16 protein-coding genes, 2 tRNA genes and 1 pseudogene are annotated in these 17,279 nt (G+C 74.2%); 7 read left to right on the forward strand and 12 right to left on the reverse strand.

Annotated elements, in window-relative coordinates; genetic code table 11:
- Nucleotides 1-303 precede the first annotated feature (303 nt).
- The 7 genes from BM142_RS02665 to BM142_RS02695 all read right to left on the reverse strand — a co-directional run bounded on the left by BM142_RS02665 (nt 304) and on the right by BM142_RS02695 (nt 8,450).
- Nucleotides 304-1,938 (reverse strand): vWA domain-containing protein, encoded by a 1,635-nt coding sequence (locus tag BM142_RS02665; RefSeq protein WP_092195251.1) that lies wholly within the window; start codon nt 1,936-1,938, stop codon nt 304-306.
- A gap of 98 nt (nt 1,939-2,036) precedes the next feature.
- The gene (locus tag BM142_RS02670; RefSeq protein WP_092195252.1) at nt 2,037-3,062 is read right to left on the reverse strand and encodes a UDP-glucuronic acid decarboxylase family protein; all 1,026 of its coding nucleotides are present in this window, start codon (nt 3,060-3,062) and stop codon (nt 2,037-2,039) included.
- Nucleotides 3,063-3,288: 226 nt separating this feature from the next.
- Nucleotides 3,289-4,638 carry an ABC transporter substrate-binding protein gene (locus tag BM142_RS02675; protein ID WP_254790486.1) on the reverse strand — a complete coding sequence of 450 codons (1,350 nt, stop codon included), beginning with the start codon at nt 4,636-4,638 and terminating at the stop codon, nt 3,289-3,291.
- Nucleotides 4,639-4,730: 92 nt separating this feature from the next.
- Nucleotides 4,731-5,933 (reverse strand): branched-chain amino acid ABC transporter permease, encoded by a 1,203-nt coding sequence (locus BM142_RS02680; protein WP_092195254.1) that lies wholly within the window; start codon nt 5,931-5,933, stop codon nt 4,731-4,733.
- Between the two features lie 2 nt (nt 5,934-5,935).
- The gene (locus BM142_RS02685; RefSeq protein ID WP_092195255.1) at nt 5,936-6,820 is read right to left on the reverse strand and encodes a branched-chain amino acid ABC transporter permease; all 885 of its coding nucleotides are present in this window, start codon (nt 6,818-6,820) and stop codon (nt 5,936-5,938) included.
- 78 nt (nt 6,821-6,898) lie between these two features.
- Nucleotides 6,899-7,663, reverse strand: a complete 765-nt coding sequence (locus BM142_RS02690; protein ID WP_092195256.1) for an ABC transporter ATP-binding protein — start codon at nt 7,661-7,663, stop codon at nt 6,899-6,901.
- A complete protein-coding gene (locus BM142_RS02695; protein ID WP_175527069.1) occupies nt 7,656-8,450 on the reverse strand; it encodes an ABC transporter ATP-binding protein in 795 nt (264 codons plus the stop codon). Before BM142_RS02695 ends, BM142_RS02690 begins: the two co-directional genes overlap by 8 nt.
- Nucleotides 8,451-8,706: 256 nt before the next feature.
- On the opposite strand from BM142_RS02695, the gene BM142_RS02700 reads away from it, so the two are divergent.
- Nucleotides 8,707-9,927: a PucR family transcriptional regulator gene (locus BM142_RS02700; RefSeq protein WP_092195258.1), complete on the forward strand. Its 1,221-nt coding sequence runs from the start codon at nt 8,707-8,709 to the stop codon at nt 9,925-9,927.
- Between the two features lie 84 nt (nt 9,928-10,011).
- Here BM142_RS02700 and BM142_RS02705 read toward each other — a convergent pair whose 3' ends face one another.
- Both BM142_RS02705 and BM142_RS02710 read right to left on the reverse strand, forming a co-directional pair.
- On the reverse strand, nt 10,012-10,245 hold the full coding sequence (locus BM142_RS02705; protein WP_092195536.1) for a DUF2630 family protein: 234 nt from the start codon (nt 10,243-10,245) through the stop codon (nt 10,012-10,014).
- Between the two features lie 44 nt (nt 10,246-10,289).
- Complete coding sequence (locus BM142_RS02710; protein WP_092195259.1) at nt 10,290-11,285, reverse strand: prephenate dehydrogenase/arogenate dehydrogenase family protein; 996 nt, start codon at nt 11,283-11,285, stop codon at nt 10,290-10,292.
- A 55-nt stretch (nt 11,286-11,340) separates the two neighbouring features.
- On the opposite strand from BM142_RS02710, the gene BM142_RS02715 reads away from it, so the two are divergent.
- From BM142_RS02715 to BM142_RS02735, 5 genes are all read left to right on the forward strand, one after another.
- Nucleotides 11,341-12,003, forward strand: coding sequence for an O-methyltransferase (locus BM142_RS02715; protein ID WP_092195260.1), 663 nt, complete (start codon nt 11,341-11,343; stop codon nt 12,001-12,003).
- Nucleotides 12,000-12,497, forward strand: coding sequence for a tRNA adenosine deaminase-associated protein (locus BM142_RS02720; RefSeq protein WP_092195261.1), 498 nt, complete (start codon nt 12,000-12,002; stop codon nt 12,495-12,497). The genes BM142_RS02715 and BM142_RS02720 overlap by 4 nt, the downstream gene beginning before the upstream one ends.
- Nucleotides 12,494-13,150 carry an HAD family hydrolase gene (locus tag BM142_RS02725; RefSeq protein WP_092195262.1) on the forward strand — a complete coding sequence of 219 codons (657 nt, stop codon included), beginning with the start codon at nt 12,494-12,496 and terminating at the stop codon, nt 13,148-13,150. Before BM142_RS02720 ends, BM142_RS02725 begins: the two co-directional genes overlap by 4 nt.
- 154 nt (nt 13,151-13,304) lie before the next feature.
- Nucleotides 13,305-13,769 (forward strand): nucleoside deaminase, encoded by a 465-nt coding sequence (locus tag BM142_RS02730; RefSeq protein ID WP_092195263.1) that lies wholly within the window; start codon nt 13,305-13,307, stop codon nt 13,767-13,769.
- 10 nt (nt 13,770-13,779) lie between these two features.
- Nucleotides 13,780-13,868 (forward strand) — tRNA-Ser (locus BM142_RS02735).
- 69 nt (nt 13,869-13,937) lie between these two features.
- Here BM142_RS02735 and BM142_RS24800 read toward each other — a convergent pair.
- Nucleotides 13,938-15,674 (reverse strand): serine/threonine-protein kinase, encoded by a 1,737-nt coding sequence (locus BM142_RS24800; RefSeq protein ID WP_217640539.1) that lies wholly within the window; start codon nt 15,672-15,674, stop codon nt 13,938-13,940.
- Nucleotides 15,675-15,703: 29 nt separating this feature from the next.
- Nucleotides 15,704-16,063 carry a hypothetical protein gene (locus BM142_RS02745; RefSeq protein WP_092195264.1) on the reverse strand — a complete coding sequence of 120 codons (360 nt, stop codon included), beginning with the start codon at nt 16,061-16,063 and terminating at the stop codon, nt 15,704-15,706.
- 211 nt (nt 16,064-16,274) lie between these two features.
- Between BM142_RS02745 and BM142_RS02750 the strand changes: the two genes are divergently transcribed.
- Nucleotides 16,275-16,359, forward strand: a tRNA-Ser gene (locus BM142_RS02750).
- Nucleotides 16,360-16,374: 15 nt separating this feature from the next.
- On the opposite strand, the pseudogene BM142_RS02755 reads toward BM142_RS02750, so the two are convergent.
- Nucleotides 16,375-17,262 (reverse strand): annotated as a pseudogene (locus tag BM142_RS02755) (DMT family transporter); the annotation flags it as partial.
- Nucleotides 17,263-17,279 lie beyond the last annotated feature (17 nt).

The following is a 17,279-nucleotide window of genomic DNA, read 5'->3' on the forward strand; positions in this document are numbered from 1 at the left end:
GCTGTGCTTACGTGGTGCAGGCAGAGCACAAGCGTCGGGGCAGGTGGTCGCGCGGAGGCTTGTGCTGTGCTTACGTGGTGCAGGCAGAGCACAAGCGTCGGGGTAGGTGGTCCCGCGGAGGCTTGTGCTGTGCTTACGTGGTGCAGGCAGAGCACAAGCGTCGGGGTAGGTGGTCCCGCGGAGGCTTGTGCTGTGCTTACGTGGTGCAGGCAGAGCACAAGCGTCGGGGCAGGTGGTCCCGCGGAGGCTTGTGCTCTGCTTACGTGGTGCAGGCAGAGCACAAGCGTCGGCGGAGGTCCTCCGTCAGCCGCGCTGGCGGAGAGCGTCGAAGAGCACGGTCTGCAGGTCGGCGGGGTCCACGGCCGAGTAGGCCTCGCCGCCGGTCGCCTCCGCGATCTGCTCCAGGGCGGCCAGGTCGGCGTCCGGCCCGAGCGCCACGCCGATGACCTTGACCGGCCGCTCGGGGTTGGCCTCCGCCGCCAGCGTGATCAGCAGGTTCTCCAGGCTGATGCCACCCTCGTCGTCCTCGTTCGTGCCGTCGGTGAGCACCAGCACGCTGTTGACCGCGGTCGGGTCGTAGTCCGAGCGCGCGGCCCGCACCGCGGCCAGGGTGGTGTCGTAGAGGCCGGTGCCGCCGGGGGTCAGCCGGTCGGGGATGGTGTCGAGCTGGCTGTCGAGGATCTCGCGCTGCGACCGGCCGTCGACGGCGGCGTCCAGCTCCCGGGTGGGGACCAGCGACGTCCAGTCCTGGCCGTTCTCCAGCTGGTAGGCGAACGCCCACAGGCCGAGGGCGTAGTCGCCGGGCACCAGCGAGAGCGTCGCCTTCGCGGCGTCGCGGGCCAGGGTGGCACGGGTGCCGTCGCCCACCGGGGCCTCCATCGACGTCGAGACGTCGAAGGCGGCCAGGATGCGCGACGGCGAGGCGAGGCTGGACAGCCGCGCGAGCAGGGCCTGCACCGCGGCCGGGTCCAGCTCGACCTCGGCCGGGGCCTCCTGCTGGATGCCTGCCTCGTCGGCATCGGCGGGGGCCGACCCGTCGGGGTCGCGGAAGCCGGCGTCCAGGGCGGCTGCGCGGGCGGCGTCCGACGTCAGGCGTTCCACGATCGCCTCGACCGCCGCGGCGGCGTCCCCCGACGGGGAGCCGACCCGCAGGACCGGGTAGTCCAGCCACGGGCTGCCCTCGGCCGGGTAGACGGCGGTCAGGGCGGAGCCCTCGGCCTCCTGGTTGGTCTCGTAGACCTCCTGCTCGCTCACCGGCACGAGCGGTGCGTCGGCGCCACCGTCCCGGCCGGAGGCCAGGCCGTCGGCCGCCGAGACGGCCGGCCCGCGCTGGGCGGCCAGGACCGCCTGCACGACGGCGTTGTCGGCGTCCTCGCCGCCACCCAGGGCGCCCCGGACGGCGGCCAGGGCGGCCAGCCCCTCGGCGCTGGTCGCCAGGTCCGGCACCGCGAGGGCCTGCTCGCCGGCCAGCGCGGCCGCCCAGCCCGGCGCCTCCTCGGCCCAGCCCAGGGCTTCGACCGCGTCCCGGCTGGTGGCCAGCACCACGGGGGAGGAGGCCAACGAGCCCACCGGCTCCAGGGCTGCCGAGCCGGCGCGGGCCGCCCACAGCGAGGAGTCGGGCACCCACACGTCGGGCAGCGCCTCGCCCTCGAGCGCGGCCAGGTCACCGACGGTCTGCAGCGGCTGCTGCGCCGTGACCTCCGCCGACGCGCAGAGCCCGCCGTCGAGCTCCACCGGTTCGGCGAGGAGGTCCTCGGCGAGCGGCCCGAGCTCCGGGGCGACGGTGACGTCGACGGTCTCGCGCACCTCGCAGGTCTCGGACCCCGTCAGCCACCAGACCAGCCCGCCGGCGACCAGGAGGACGACGACACCGGCGGCGATGAGGAGGGGGAGGGGCGCGTTGCGGCGCGGGGCAGTGGGATCGGCGTGGCGGCCCATGCTCGCTCTCTGTGGTCGACTGGAGGACGCGCGGCTCCCCCCGAGCCCGCTACCGACAGCCTAGATGCCCCAGAGCCGAACTCCGAGTGGTCTTTCGCTCACCCAACGCGAAGTTCGGTGCGGTCCCGCTGGGCGGCGAACCAATCGACGGTGCGCCGCAGCCCTTCCTCGGACGGGACGGTCGGCCGCCAGCCCAACAGGGCCTCGGCGCGCGTGGTGTCCGGCCGGCGCACCTTCGGGTCGTCCACCGGCAGGTCGATGAACTCCACCGGGGACTGCGAGCCGGTGAGCTCGGCGATCCACCGCGCCAGCCGGAGCATGGACAGCTCGTCGGGGTTGCCGATGTTGACCGGGCCGGTGTGCGGGGAGAACGCCAGCGCCAGGATCCCGCGCACGGTGTCGTCCACGTAGCAGATCGACCGGGTCTGGGAGCCGTCCCCGGCGACGGTCAGCGGCCGCCCGTCCAGCGCCTGGCCGACGAAGGCGGGGATGGCGCGCCCGTCGTCGGGGCGCATCCGCGGCCCGTAGGTGTTGAAGATCCGCACGATCCCGGTGTCGGTGCCCTTCGACGTCCGGTACGCCGTGGTCATCGCCTCGCTGAATCGCTTGGCCTCGTCGTAGACGCCGCGCGGGCCGATCGGGTTGACGTTGCCCCAGTACTCCTCGCGCTGGGGGTGCTCCAGCGGGTCGCCGTAGACCTCCGAGGTGGAGGCCAGCACGTAGCGCGCGCCCTTGTCGTGCGCCAGGCCGAGGGTGTGCAGGGTGCCGAGGCTGCCGACCTTCAACGTCTCGATCGGCATCTTCAGGTAGTCGATCGGGCTGGCCGGGGACGCGAAGTGCAGGACCAGGTCGACCGGGCCCGGCACGTGCACGTAGTCGGTGACGTCGCAGCGGACCAGCCGGAAGCCGGGGTGCTCCATCAGGTGCAGCACGTTCTCGGGGGACCCGGTCAGGAAGTTGTCCAGGCAGACGACCTCGACGCCGCGGTCGAGCAGGTGCTCGCAGAGGTGCGAGCCAAGGAAGCCGGCGCCTCCGGTCACCACCGCCCGGCGGATGGTCCGGGTGTCGCGCACGACGTTGGCTTCCACGACGTCGGCTTCCACGGCGTCGGCTGCATGCCCCATGACGGCGTCCCTCCGTGTCCCTCGTGCGGCCTCCGCCGCCCGGCTGCGCGGCGCTCCTACCCGGGCCGATCGGCGGGAACACTTCGGAGGTGAAGTGGTTCCGCCCCCGGACAGCGGCAGGGCCGCCGGCCTCCCGAAGGAGACCGGCGGCCCGGTGCAGTGGCGCAAGGCCTCGTCCAGAGGCTCACCCCGAGCGTGCGAGGGGTGAGGAGGACGGGGTCCTCTTCTAATCGACGACCGACTCCTCGTCGGGGATCGCGTTCTCCGGCGGGGTGGAGGCCTCGCCGTCGAACTCCTCGATGCCCTCACCGAGGTCGGTCACCCGGACCGGCTGGACCTCCTCGGAGCCGTTGCCGACGATGCGCTCGATCGTCATGCCGCTGGTGCCCATGTGGCTGTCCTCGGAGTAGCGGTACGGCGCGAACACCGGACCCTCCCACTCGCTACCGGCGGTCTCGATGGCCTCGATCAGGCCCTCGCGGGTCGGGTTCTGCCCGGCGGCCTGCAGGGCCTGCACCGTGGTGAAGGCCTGCGACATGCCGTAGACCCGGTAGTTGGTCAGCTCGCCCTCGCCACCGCACTCGTCCCAGATCCGCTGGAACTCCTGGATCCACGGGTTGTCCGTCATGTCGACGGTCGGCAGGTAGCCGGTGGTCAGCGCGCCGTCGAGCAGGCTGGCGTCGCTCACCGCACCCTGCGAGAAGTTGGCCAGCAGCGAGCCGACCAGCGTCGGGTCGGAACCCACGTTGGAGTAGAACCACTGCGGGTCGTAGCCGAGCTGCAGCGCGGTCAGCTGCGACAGTGCGGTGTAGCTGGGCACGTTGAAGCCGACGACGAAGTCCGCCCCGGCGGCCTGCAGCGCGGCGATCTGCGGGCCGACGTTGGTGTTGCCCGGGGTGTACCGCTCCGCGGCGACGATCTGGTCGTCGATGTACTCGCGGATGCCGGCCTCGCCGTCCTCGCCGAAGTCGTCGTCCTGGAGGAAGAGACCGACCTTGGCGTCCGGGAACTCGTTGGCGATGTACTCGCCGATGATCTTCCCCTCGCTCTCGTAGTCGGTCTGCCAGCCGAAGGTGTAGGGGTTGGTCTCCGGGTCCTCGCCCCAGAGCAGCGAGCCCGAGGAGACGAACAGGTCGGGCACGCCCTCGCTGTTGAGGAAGTCGAGGACGGCGCTGTGCGTGGGCGTGCCGAGGCCGCCGACGATCGCGAACACCTCGTCCTCCAGCACCAGCTGGTTGACGACCTGGCTGGTGTTGGTCGGGTTGTAGGCGTCGTCGCGGTAGATGTACTCGATCTCGCGGCCGTTGACGCCGCCCGCCTCGTTCAGGCAGTCGAAGTACGCCTGCGCCCCGGTTGGGATCTCGCTGTAGCCGGGGGCGGCCACACCGGTCAGCGGGAAGTGCGCGCCGAGCTTGATCGAGTCCTCGGTGATGCCGATGTCGGAGGCCTCGTTCTCGCCACCGCCACCACCACCGCCCCCGCCGCCGCCGTCATCGCCGCCGCCACAGGCGGCGACGGTGGAGACGACGGTGGCTGCGGCCACGAAGGACACGAGACGTCGGGAGGATCTGGACAACGGTTCTCCTCTGGTGCGGGCCCGGGCGTCGATGCCCGGGAGTCTGGTTATCGGCAGGTGCGTGGAGCGGGGCGGAACGGATCGGGTCGTCCTCACCCCCCGCTCGCGGCGCGGGACGCCGCTGTGCGCTGCTTCGCCCGGTAGGTGAGCCAGCGCATGCGGACGGTGCCGACGAAGCCGGCCGGGGCGAAGATCATCGCCACGACCAGGACGACGCCGTAGACGAAGGGCGCCAGCTGGGCAGCCTCGGTGTTGTTCAGGCCGAAGTCCGCGCCGAGGTCGGTGACGAACGGCGGCAGGAACACCAGCAGCGCCGAGCCCAGCAGCGCGCCGAGCAGGCTGCCCAGGCCACCGAGGACGATCGCCGTCAGCAGCGACAGGGACAGCACGATGGTGAAGCCGCTGGGGGCGGCCAGCCGGACGACCAGCGCCAGGACCCCGCCGGCGAGCCCGGCCGCGGCCGCGCTGACCACGAACGCCAGCACCCGCCAGGCGCCCAGGTTGATGCCGGCCAGCTCGGCGGCGACCTCCTGGTCGCGCACCGCGCGCCAGGTCCGGCCGATCCGGCTGCGCACCAGGTTGGCCAGCAGGAAGTAGGTGATCAGCAGGCAGATGGTGCCCAGGTAGGCCAGCCACTTGGTGCCGGTCGCGGAGTTGCCCGACACGAAGCCGATGAAGCTGTCGAACACCTCCGGCGGCCGGGGGGCGCGCACCCGCATGCCCTGCTCGCCGCCGAAGATGTCGTGGAAGTAGATCGCGATGCCGGGGAGGCCGACGGCCAGGGCCAGGGTGGCGCCGGCGAGGTACGGGCCGTGCAGCCGCGCGGCGGCGACGCCGACCAGCGCACCGACGATGGTCGCGGTGACCACCCCGGCCAGCAGGATCAGCGGCAGGGCGATCGGCTCGTCGGCCGAGAGGAACAGCGCCACCGTGTACGCGCCGACCGCCATGAGCGCGCCGTGGCCGAGCGAGATCTGGCCGTTGAGCCCGGTGAGCACCGTGAGGCCACCCGCGGCGATCGCGTAGTAGGTCAGCGAGGCCAGCTGCGAGTTGGTGAACGGGTCGGTGATCTCGAGCAGGATCATCGCGCCGACCGCGCAGACCAGGAGGACCAGCAGGTGGCGGAGCAGCGTGGACTGCGGCAGGAAGGTGCGTCCGCCGCCCGCGGCGGGGGGCGGGTTCGCGGCGGCCGTGGCCCGCGCGGGCGCCTCCTCGGTGGCCTTGCCGGACGAGGGGCCGGCCGCGGTGCCGGCCGGGGCGGGAGTGCTGGCGCTGGTGTTCTGCGGCTCGCTCATGGTCATGCCCTTCGTGCCGTCGCGCTGCTGAACAGACCGCCGGGCCGCACGAGCAGCACCACGATCAGGATCGCCAGCGCGGTGATGTTCACCAGCGCGCTGCCCCGCGGGACGTAGCCGCTGACGTAGTTGAGCGCCAGGCCGAGGATCAGCCCGCCGACGACGGCGCCGATCGGCGAGTCCAGCCCCCCGAGCACCGCGGCCACGAAGCCGAAGACGATCAGGCTGTCCATGTAGGCCGGGAAGACGAACCCGCCCCCGGCGATCAGCAGGCCGGACAGCGAGCCCACGACGGCGGCCAGCCCCCAGCCGAGGGTGAGCATCCGGCCCACCTTGACGCCGAGCAGCCGGGCCACCTCCTGGCCGAAGGCCGAGGCGCGCATGGCCAGGCCGACCCGGGTGAACCGGAACAGCGCGACGAGCAGGCCCATCGTGATCAGCACCGAGCCGATCACGTACAGGCTGGTGGGGGTCACCGGGATCGTCGTGTCGCCGACGGTGAAGCCGCGGACCCCGAACGGCGTCGGGAAGGACTGGAACGACGAACCGAAGACGATCGCGATGAGGGCCTGGATGGCCACGAAGAGCCCCAGGGTGACGATGACCGCGTTGAGCTCGGGCCCGCCCTCGACCGGGCGGATGATGACCCGCTCGATGACGGCGCCGAGCAGGAAACCGGAGGCGAGGGCGACGACCAGCGCCACCCAGTAGGACCAGCCGGCCTGGATGAGCGCGAGGGCGATGAAGGCGGTCGCGGCGGCCATCGAGCCCTGGGCGAAGTTGACGATCCGGGTGGACCGCCAGATCAGCACCAGGGCGAGGGCGAACGCCGCATAGATCATGCCCTGCGTCAGCCCCGTGAGGGTGACGTTCAGAAACTGCTGCACGACGAGCTGCCTTCCTGGCTGTGCGGGAGCGGGCGGGACGGCGGGACGGGAACGGCAGGCCGCGCGGCAGGCACGGCGTCAGAAGCCGAGGTAGGCGTGCCGGAGGCCCTCGTCGGCCATCAACGTCCGGGCGTCGTCGGTGACGACGACCTTCCCGAGGTTGAGGACGACGCCGACGTCGGCCACCGACAGGGCGCTGCGGGCGTTCTGCTCGACGAGCAGGACCGACAGGCCCTCGGCGTCGACCAGCTGCCGCAGGAGACCGAAGATCTGCGCGACGATCCGCGGAGCGAGGCCCAGGGAGGGCTCGTCGAGCAGCAGGATCCGCGGCTGGGCCAGCAGCGCGCGGCCGATCACCAGCATCTGCCGCTCACCGCCGGACAGCGTGTGCGCGTGGTTGTCCCGGCGCTCGGCGATGCGGGGGAACAGGTCGTAGACGCGGTCGAACTCGCTCTGCGGCACCTTGCCGCGGAACAGCGACCCGACCCGCAGGTTCTCGTCCACCGTCAGCTCGGCGATGACGCCCCGGCCCTCGGGGACGTGCGCCATGCCCTTGCCGACCATGGCCTCGACCGGGGCCTTGGTGATGTCCTCGCCGTCGAGCACCACCTTCCCGGCGTCCGGGCGCACCAGGCCGCTGATGGTGCGCAGCAGCGTGGTCTTGCCGGCCCCGTTGGCGCCGAGGACGGCGGTGATCCGGCCGGCCTGCGCGCTGAGCGTGACGCCGTCCAGCGCGCGGACGGGGCCGTAGGAGGAGGTCAGGCCCTGGACGTCGAGCAGGGACGTCCCCGCGACGGTGGCGGTGCCCGCGGACGCCGCGGTGCTGCCGTGTGCCTCAGGCATTGCGGCCTCCTTCGGTGCGCGCGAGCTCGGCGGCGTCGGTCTCGACGACCTCGTCCCCGAGGTAGGCCTCGGTCACCTTGGGGTCGGCCTGGACCTCGGCCGGGGTGCCCGCAGCGATCTGCTCACCGGAGTCGAGGACGGTGATCTGGTCGCAGACCCGCATGACCAGGTCCATGTGGTGCTCGACCAGCAGCACGCTCATCCGGGCGGACAGCGTGCGGATCAGCTCCCCGAGCTCGTGCATCTCGTCCTCGGCCAGGCCGGACGCCGGCTCGTCGAGGAGCAGCAGGTCGGGGTCGGCGACGAGGGCGCGGGCCAGGGCGACGCGCTTCTGCACCGGGTAGGGGAGGCTGCCCGGGTAGCGGCCGGCGTAGCTCTCCGCGCCCAGCTCCGCCAGCGCCCGCTGCGCGCGCTCGCGCAGCAGCCGGTCGTCCTTGTCCGCGGTGGGCAGCGCCAGCAGGGCGGAGAAGAAGCCCGCCCGTGCGTGCCGGTGGGCGCCGACCATCACGTTCTCCAGCACCGTCATGCCGGCGAACAGCCCCACCCCCTGCAGCGTGCGGGAGATCCCCAGCGTGCTCAGCTGGCTGGGCCTGAGCCGGCGGAGCTCGTCGCCGCGCCAGGTGATCCGGCCGGCCGAGGGGCGGACCAGCCCGCAGGCGACGTTGAACAGCGTCGTCTTGCCGGCGCCGTTCGGTCCGATGAGGCCGTGCACCTGGCCGGGCTCCACGGTGAGCGAGACGTCGCTGAGCGCGGAGACGCCGCCGAAGGCCACGCTGATCCCGCTCATCTCGAGCCGTGCGGTGGGCGTTCTGTCCTGAGAAGGCTGGCTGCCGGAGTGCGGGGGCGGCTGCGCCAAGGGGCCCACTGCTCCTCTTCGTCGGGGAGGGGTCGTCGACCGACCGGAGGACCGGACGGCGACGATTGGGTCACGAGTACGTCCCGCTGAGCCTGCCGGGTCGTGTCGGTCGTCACAATGGGCTGACCGCACAGTGATCGCCGGTACGTGTTGTGCTGGGTGCGGCGCGTTCCGAGGAGGTGGTCGAGTGCAGCCGTTCCGGCCCGAGGTGGCGGCCCGGCTGGCCGAGCTGGCCCCGCTGCTCCTCGATCAGCTCGACCCCATGACCGACCGGATGCTCGACGTCCTGCACCGCACGGAGCCGGTCTACCGGGACCTGCGCGGCCGCGACGAGGAGGAGATGCGGGCCAGCACCCGCGCCAACCTCGAGCGCGGCCTGCACGCGCTGATCGGCGCGGCCTCCGGCGACGCGCGCACCTCGCTGCGCGACGCCCGCGAGGTGGGGCGCCGGCGGGCCGCGCTCGGCATCCCGTTGGAGGCGGTGCTGCGCGCCTACCGGCTGGGCGGCCAGGTCATCTGGGAGGCGCTGCTCGACGTCTCGCGGCGCAGCACCCGCGAGCACGACACGCTGCTGCTCGAGGTCGCCGGCTCGGTGTGGCGGACGAACGACGCCGAGTGTGCCGCGGTCGCCGAGGGCTACCGCGAGGAGCAGCGGCGGATCGCGGGGGTGGACGACGGCGCCCGCCAGCAGGTCCTCGACGGGCTGCTGGAGGGCCGGGGTGGCGACCCGGCGTTCGTGCGGACGGCGTCGGAGCTGCTGTCCATGCCGTTGGACGGCCGGCTCGTGGTGGTCGTGGCGCTGCCCGAGCCGGACGGCACCGCGTCCCTGGACTCGCCGACGGCGGCGCTGCTCAAGCGCGGCATCCGCTCCGTGTGGGGGCAGCGCAACGGCAGCCAGGTCGGCGTCGTGGCGCTGGGGACCCTGCCCGGGGGTGAGGTGCTGAGCTGGCTGCGGTCGAGGGCCGGCGGGCCGGTCGGCGTCTCGGCCGTCGTCGAGGGGGCTGCGGCGGCCGGCTCGGCCTACCGGCTGGCCGAGACCGCGGCCCGGACCCTGCCGGCCGGCAGCGCCCGCGTGGTCACGATCGACGAGCGGCTGCCCGAGGCGCTGCTGAGCAACTCGCCGGAGATCAGCTCACGGCTGGTCGGGCAGTCCCTCGGCGGGCTGCTGGAGCTGCCGGCGGACGAGCGGGAGGTCCTGCTGGACACCCTCGCGGCGTTCCTGTCGTCCGACGGGTCGCCCACGAAGGCCGCCGACGAGCTGTACTGCCACCGCAACACGGTGATGCACCGGCTGCGGCGGATCGAGTCGGTGACCGGCCGCAAGGTCACCGACCCCCGGTCCCGGCTGCTCTGGCAGCTCGCCCTGCTGGGCACCGAGCACCGCCGGCTCGCCCGCCGCTCCGCCTGAAGAGGGCCTTGTTCCGGTCTGCCCTCGGCGCCTCTGCAGGGGCCCGCGGCGAGCGTGCGAGGCGTGGGGGGCAGAGGTGTCCTCTTACTGGAGATAGCTCTCCACGGTGGACTCGGGGCGCACCTCGGCCTCGTCGGGGTCCTCGTCGTACTGCCGCTTGGCCCGCCGCTGACGCAGCAGGTCCCAGGCCTGGTCCAGGTGCGCCTCGAGCTCCTGCATGCGGGCGCGCTGCTCGTCGGTGTGCTCGGTGCCCTCGCGGAGCTTGTGCTCCTCCTCGACCAGCTCGTGGATGCGGCTCATGATGTCCTTCTCGTCCATGCCGACACCCTGCCCGTCGCGGCACGCCCGAAACAGGGGGCGGCTCACGCCGGGCCGGGGACCCCGCCGTCCGGCACCGCGTCGTCCGGCAGCCCGTCGTCCGGCAGCCGGCCCTCCACGAACGCCGCGAGCCGCCGGGTGACCGCGCCGCCGGCCCGGCCCAGTGCCAGCAGGGCGGCCCGGTCCAGGGGCACGCGCACGGCCCGCCGTCCCCGCGGCCGGGTGGCGACGGCGTGGCCGTCGGCGACGAGTTCTGCCCACGGGCGGGCCAGCTGCTCCTGCACGCGGGCCAGCGCCGCCGCGGTGGGCCCGGCGTTGCCGTCCACCATCGCGCGGACGAAGGCCGGGTCGCTGCCGATGACGCGGGTGCCGTCGCGGAAGCTGCCGGCGGCCAGGGCGAGGGCGAGCGGACCGGCCCGCCCGGCGGCGGCGGCGAGCGCGGCGGCCAGCAGGTGGGGCACGTGGCTGACCGCCGCGACGGCGTCGTCGTGCTCGGCGGCCGTCACCGGCACGACCTCGGCGCCGGCGGCCAGAGCCACCTCGGCCACGCGCAGCCAGCGCGGCAGCTCGGTGCCGGGCTCCAGGCACAGCGCCCAGCGGGCGCCGGTGAACAGCCCGGCGTCGACGGCGGCGTGGCCGGAGCGCTCGGTGCCGCACATCGGGTGGCCGCCGACGTAGCGGCTACCGAGGGCGCGTCCCAGCTGCTCGAGCACCGGGCGCTTGACCGAGCCCAGGTCGGTGACGGTGGCGTCGGGATCGACGTCCAGGCCGTCCAGGGCGGTGGCCATCAGCGGCAGCGGCACGGCGAGGACGACGACGCCCGACAGCTCCCGGGTGATCCGCACGCCCCGGGCCGCGGCGGCGTCGCGGGCGGCGGGGTCGACGTCCCAGCCGGCGACGGGGCGGCCCGCGGCGACGAGCGCGGCGGCCAGGGACCCGCCCAGCTGGCCGAGCCCGACCACGCCCACCGGCGGCGCGGGCATGGCCGGCACGGGGAAACGGGGGGTCGGCCCGGTACCGGGTCCAGCGGCATCGGCCATGATCAGAGGTTATGGCCTCCGCCTCCGCCGTCCCCGCCGCCGTCCCCCCTCTGCCATGACGCCGCGCTCGTTCCTCCTCACCCCGGAGCTCGCCGACTACGTCCGCGCCTCCTCGGAACCGGCCGACCCCGTCGTCGCCGACCTCCTCGCCGAGACCGCGGCGCTGGCGGCGCGCGGCGAGGCGTCGCCGACCTACCAGATCGCGCCCGAGCAGGGCACGTTCATGCAGCTGCTCACCCGCGCCGTGGGGGCCCGCCGGGCGATCGAGATCGGGACGTTCACCGGCTACTCGGCGCTCTGCATCGCCCGCGGCCTGCCCGCCGACGGCTCGCTGCTCTGCCTGGACCGCGACGCCGGGTGGACGGGCATCGCCCGCCGCTACTGGGACCGCGCCGGTGTCGGGGACCGGATCGAGGTGCGGCTGGGCGAGGCGCTGCCGACGCTGCGGGAGCTGCCGGCCGGCCAGACCTTCGACCTGGCCTTCGTCGACGCCGACAAGAGCGGGTACGCCGACTACGTGGCGGAGCTGCACCCCCGGATGACCGACAACGGTGTGGTGCTGCTGGACAACACGCTGCGGGAGGGGCGCGTGCTCGATCCGCAGGACCGGGACGACGTCGCGCTCGCGGAGCTGAACGCCGCGCTGGCCGCCGATGCCCGGTGGGAGACGGTGCTGCTGCCGCTGGCCGACGGCCTGACCCTGCTGCGCAAGCGATGAGCGCCCCTGGGGTGCGGACCAGCTTCGCCGTCCGGGTCAGCCGGCCGGACGGGCGGTGGCGGGTGCAGCTGCTGGCGGAGGACGCCGGCGACGAGCTGCCGGTGCTCGAACGGGCGCTCGGCGAGCCCGGCGCCGACGGGTGGCCGCCGCCGTTCGTGGTGGTCGTGGACTCCCGGCTGTACTTCGTGGTGCTGCGGCACGGGCCGGGCGGCATGGTGCGGGCGCTGATCTCGGACGCGACCATGCTCGAGTGGGTGCTGGCCGCCGAGGTGGTGGAGCGGTACGGCATCGGGGTGGACAGCGACGGCGCGTTCGACGACGACGAGTCCGGCTGGCCCGGAGGTGACCTGGACGTGTTCGCCGACGACGGGCTGCCGCACGACGAGCTGCGGGCGATCGTGACCGCCGACGACCTGTGGGCGGACGAGATGGTGGAGCGGATCGCGCAGCGGCTGGGGTTCGCCGACGAGCTGGCCGCGGCGGTGGCCCCGTGACCGGCGGGCGGGTCTCGGCGGTGGTGTTCGACCTCGGCGGGGTGCTGACCGAGAGCCCTCTGACCGCGTTCACCGCCTACGAGCGCGAGGTCGGCCTGCCCGAGGGGTTGATCGTGCGGCTGAACTCGACCGATCCCGACACCAATGCGTGGGCGCGGTTCGAGCGCAACGAGCTGGACGTCGCGGGGTTCTCCGCCGCGTTCGAGGCCGAGGCGCTGGCCGCGGGGCACCGCGTCGAGGCGGCCCGGGTGCTGGCGGCGCTGCGCGGGGAGCTGCGGCCGGCCATGGTGGCGGCGGTGCGCCGGCTGCGCGGGGCGGGGCTGCCGCTGGCGCTGCTGTCGAACAACGTGGCGCCGATGGAGCGCACCGGCCCCCTGGGTGACCTGCTGGGGTTGTTCGACGCGATCGTCGAGTCGTCGGTGGAGGGCGTGCGCAAGCCCGAACCCGAGATCTACCGGCGGGCGCTGACCCGGCTCTCCGACTCCGTGGGCCGGACCATCGGGGCGACCGACTGCGCTTACCTGGACGACCTGGGCATCAACCTCAAGCCCGCCCGGGCGCTCGGCTTCTCGACCATCAAGGTCGTCGACCCGGCCGCGGCGCTGACCGAGCTGTCCGAGCTCGTCGGCTTCCCGCTGGACGGGTCGGCATGAGCCCGACGACTGCACGGATGAGGCCACCGGTGACGCAGTCGGCTCCTGCCCACAGGTGTGGGCAGGGGACGACTGCACGGATGAGGCCACCGGTGACGCAGTCGGCTCTTGCCCACAGGTGTGGGCAGGGGACGACTGTGCGCGGGGGGCGCCGGTGACCCCCGACACCGACGCGGCAATGGGCCGGGCGCTGGAGCTGGCCGCCGCCGCGCAGGAGTGGGGCGACACCCCGATCGGCGCCGTCGTCCTGGGGCCGGACGGCGCGGTGCTGGCCGAGGCCGCCAACGAGCGGGAGAAGCGCGGCGACCCCACCGCACACGCCGAGGTGCTGGCGCTCCGTGCGGCGGCCCGGGTGCACGGCGACGGCTGGCGGCTGACCGGCTGCACGCTCGTGGTCACCCTCGAGCCGTGCACGATGTGCGCCGGCGCGAGCGTGCTGGCGCGGGTGGACCGGGTGGTCTACGGCGCCGAGGACCCGAAGGCGGGGGCCGCCGGATCGCTGTGGGACGTCGTCCGGGACCGGCGGCTGAACCACCGGCCGGAGGTCACCGCGGGGATCCGGGCCGAGGAGTCCGCCACGCTGCTACGTGCGTTCTTCCGCGCGCAGCGGGGCCTGTAGTCTCTTCGGCGGTGGCGTGTCCGAGCGGCCGAAGGAGCACGCCTCGAAAGCGTGTGAGGGCAACCCCCTCCGTGGGTTCAAATCCCACCGCCACCGCCATGCAGGACGACGACGGCGGCGCCCGCCCGGGTTCCGGACCCCGGCGGGCGCCGCCGTCGTCGTCCCGGCTCACGGATCCAGTTCGCTGTCGAGGATCAGCCCGCCGTCGCGCACCTCGAGGGTGAACCGGCGCACCGCCGACTCCTCTGTGCCGTTCGGGTACTTCCAGGTGAGCCGGCCCAGGGCGGTGTTCTGCCCGTCGACCACCTGGACGTCGTCGAGGCTCACGTCCTCGAACTGGTTCCAGTAGTCGATGTAGTCCGCCTCGCTGATGTTGGCCCGCAGCGTCGAACCGGTGAGCGCGTAGGCGGCGCGGGGGTCCTCGATCACGAGCTCGTGGTAGCCGTCGAGGAAGTCCTCGATGTTGTCCGCCTCGAGCGGGTCCCCGTCGGGCTGGTCGCCGTTCCCGTTCCCGTCGTCGTTCCCGTTCCCGGGGGCGGGCGCCGGCTCCGGCTCGGTGGAGGGCTGGGCGGACGTCGAGGGCGTGGCCGCGGTGCTCGTCGCCGGGGTCTCGCCGGCCTGCGTGCCGCCGTCGTCGCCGAACGGGTCGACGAGCAGGAACGCGACCACCCCGGCGACCAGGACGGCGACGAGCCCGGCCGCCACCCGGGCACGGCGACGGCGCGCCGGCGCGGTTCGCGCCCCGCGCTCCGGCGCGGGCGAAGGCTCGGCCGAGGGCCGGGAGGAGGACCCGGACGACGCCCCGGCCGGCGGTGCCGGGGGTCGCACCGGAGGGGGCGGCGGCCCGGGAGCCGGGGCGGGGGAGCGCTGGGGAGCGGGCTCGGGAGCCGGGGCGGGAGAGGGCTCGGGAGCCGGCCCGGGAGTCGGGTCGATGCGGGTCGGCGGGGAGGCGGCGGCGGGAAGGACCGGGTCGGCGGCGAACGCGGCCGTCCGCTCCCGTCCCGGAGCGGAGGACCGCAGGTCGGTGCGGGCGAGCAGCACCGTCGTCGTGTCGCCGTCCCGCCCGGCGGCCAGCGCGGCCAGGCCGTCGCGCACCTCCGGCATGGCCGGCCGGGCGACGGGGTCGGTGGCCAGCATCTCCAGCAGCAGCCCGGTCAGCTCCGCGGCCCGGCGCGGTGGCGCGATCGACCCTCCGGCGACGCGGTGCAGCATGGCGAGGGCGTTGTCCTCCACGCCGAAGGGCGGCTGGCCCTCGACGCAGGTGTAGAGCGTGGCGCCGAGGGAGAAGACGTCGCTGGCCTCGGTCATGGGGTGCCCTTGGGCGACCTCGGGCGCCAGGAACGCGGGGGTGCCGGTGATCTGGCCGGTCTGGGTGAGCGTGACGTCGCCGCTGGCGTGCGAGATGCCGAAGTCGGTGATCTTCACCAGGCCCTCGACCCGCCCGCCCTCGCCGATCAGGATGTTGGCCGGCTTGACGTCGCGGTGCACGATGCCGGCCGCGTGGGTCGCGGCCAGCGCATCGGCCACCTGCGCCCCGATCTGGGCCACCTGGTCGGGTCGCAGCACGCCGTCCTGGGTGAGGACCCCCGCCAGGCTCCGCGAGGGCAGGTACTCCATCACCAGCCACGGCTGGCCGGACTCCAGCGCCACGTCGTAGACCGAGATCGCGTGCGGATGGCTCAGCCGCGCGGCGATCCGGCCCTCGCGCAGGGCCCGCTGGCGCTGCTGCTCGGTCTCCTCCGCGGAGATGCCGGGGGCCGTCAGCACCTGCTTGACGGCCACCTGCCGGCCGAGCTTCTCGTCCTGGGCCAGCCACACGGTGCCCATGCCGCCGCCGCCGAGCTGGGACTGCAGCCGGTAGCGCCCGGCGACGAGCCGGCCGGGGAGGGTTCCGGGTCGGGTCATGGGCGCTGCGGTCGGCGGGAGTGGCGCGGTCAGACCGCGGAGGGGACCCCGAACCGGCGCACGTACTCCTCCTGGGCGCCGGCCGGCAGGGCGTCGTAGAGCTCGCCGAGCTCGGCGTGCACCTCGGGGGAGAGGTCGTCGAAGATCTGCTTCCAGGTGGGCGGCTCGTCGTAGCTGCGGGTCAGCAGCAGCTCCCAGGCCTGCGACTGGCGGTCCCGCTTGCCGCGCTCGGCGAGGAACTCCGAGAGGTAGGCGTCCTTCGCGGCCGACTTCTCGGCGGCGGTGGCGCCCGCCGGCAGGTCGGCGGTGTCGTCGCCCTTGAGGACGCCGACGATGGCGTCGACCACTTCCGGCCGAACCTCACCCGGTGCGCTGCCCGTCTCGCTCATGTCGCTGCCTCCTCCCACTCGCCCGTGCGCGGGTCCTCGTCCCGCACCTCGGAGCCTTCCCTCGCGGCTGGACGACCAACCGCTGCGGGTGCAGGATGCCGCACCGCGGTCGCGTCGTCGCGCCGGGCGGTCCCCGGAGACGGCACGACGTCCCGGCCGCCGACCGTGCCGTCACCCTCCGGACGGCGCCCGGTAGCATCGCCGGTGCACTGGAGGATTCGCCTAGTGGCCTATGGCGCTCGCTTGGAAAGCGGGTTGGGGGCAACCCCTCGGGAGTTCGAATCTCCCATCCTCCGCAGGTAGAGCCCCGCGACGGCGGCGAGCACGAGCACGCCCCCGGCCAGCGCGCCGGGGGAGAGCCGTTCGCCCAGGAACGCCGTCGCCAGCGCGGTAGCGGTCAGCGGCTCGAGCAGCGTCACGATCCCGGCCACCGCGCCCGGGACGCTGCGCAGGCCGGTGAAGAACAGCCCGTAGGCCAGCGCGCTCGGCACCGCGCCCAGGTAGAGCAGCACGCCGAGGGCCACCGGCTCCGTGGTGAAGCGCAGCCCCGCCGCCAGGGCGACCGGCGTGAGCAGCAGGGCTCCGCCGGCGAAGCCGACCAGCGTCACCGGGACCCCGCCCGGCACGCCGCCGCCGGCCAGCGTGACGACGGCGTAGCCGAGCGCCGACCCGACGGCGAGCAGCGCCCCCAGCAGCACCGTCGTCCCGCTGTCGGCACCGGCGGAGATGCCCACCAGCAGGACGAGCCCGACCAGGGCGACGACGAGGGCCACGAGCGTCGCCCGCTCCGGCCGGCCGTGGCCGAGGACGGTGCCGCCGACCGCGATGAGCAGCGGGGCCAGCCCGAGGGCGACCAGGGTCGCGATGCTGACCCCCGCCGAGGCGACGGCCGCGAAGTAGGCCAGCTGGTAGGCGGCCAGACCGGCGGCGACGAGGACCAGCCGGACGGCGACCGGTCGGGACACCGCGGGGACGGTGCCGGCCCGCCGGCGGCGGGTGAGCGCGAACCCGGCGGTCAGCACCACGGCGCCGATGGCCATGCGGTGCCAGGCGATGTCGAGCGGCCCGAGGTCGGTGCGCTCGGCGACGACCGCGCCGCTGAGGCCGGCCGTGCCCCAGCACAGCGCGGCCAGGACGACGAGCAGGAAGCCGCGCGGGGAGGCGGCAGGGAGGACGGGGGCGGTGGCGGGGGAGGACATGACGCTCCGAGGAGGTG

Origin of the sequence: Blastococcus tunisiensis (assembly GCF_900112815.1) — a bacterium.
In the GTDB taxonomy this organism is placed as follows: domain Bacteria; phylum Actinomycetota; class Actinomycetes; order Mycobacteriales; family Geodermatophilaceae; genus Blastococcus_B; species Blastococcus_B tunisiensis.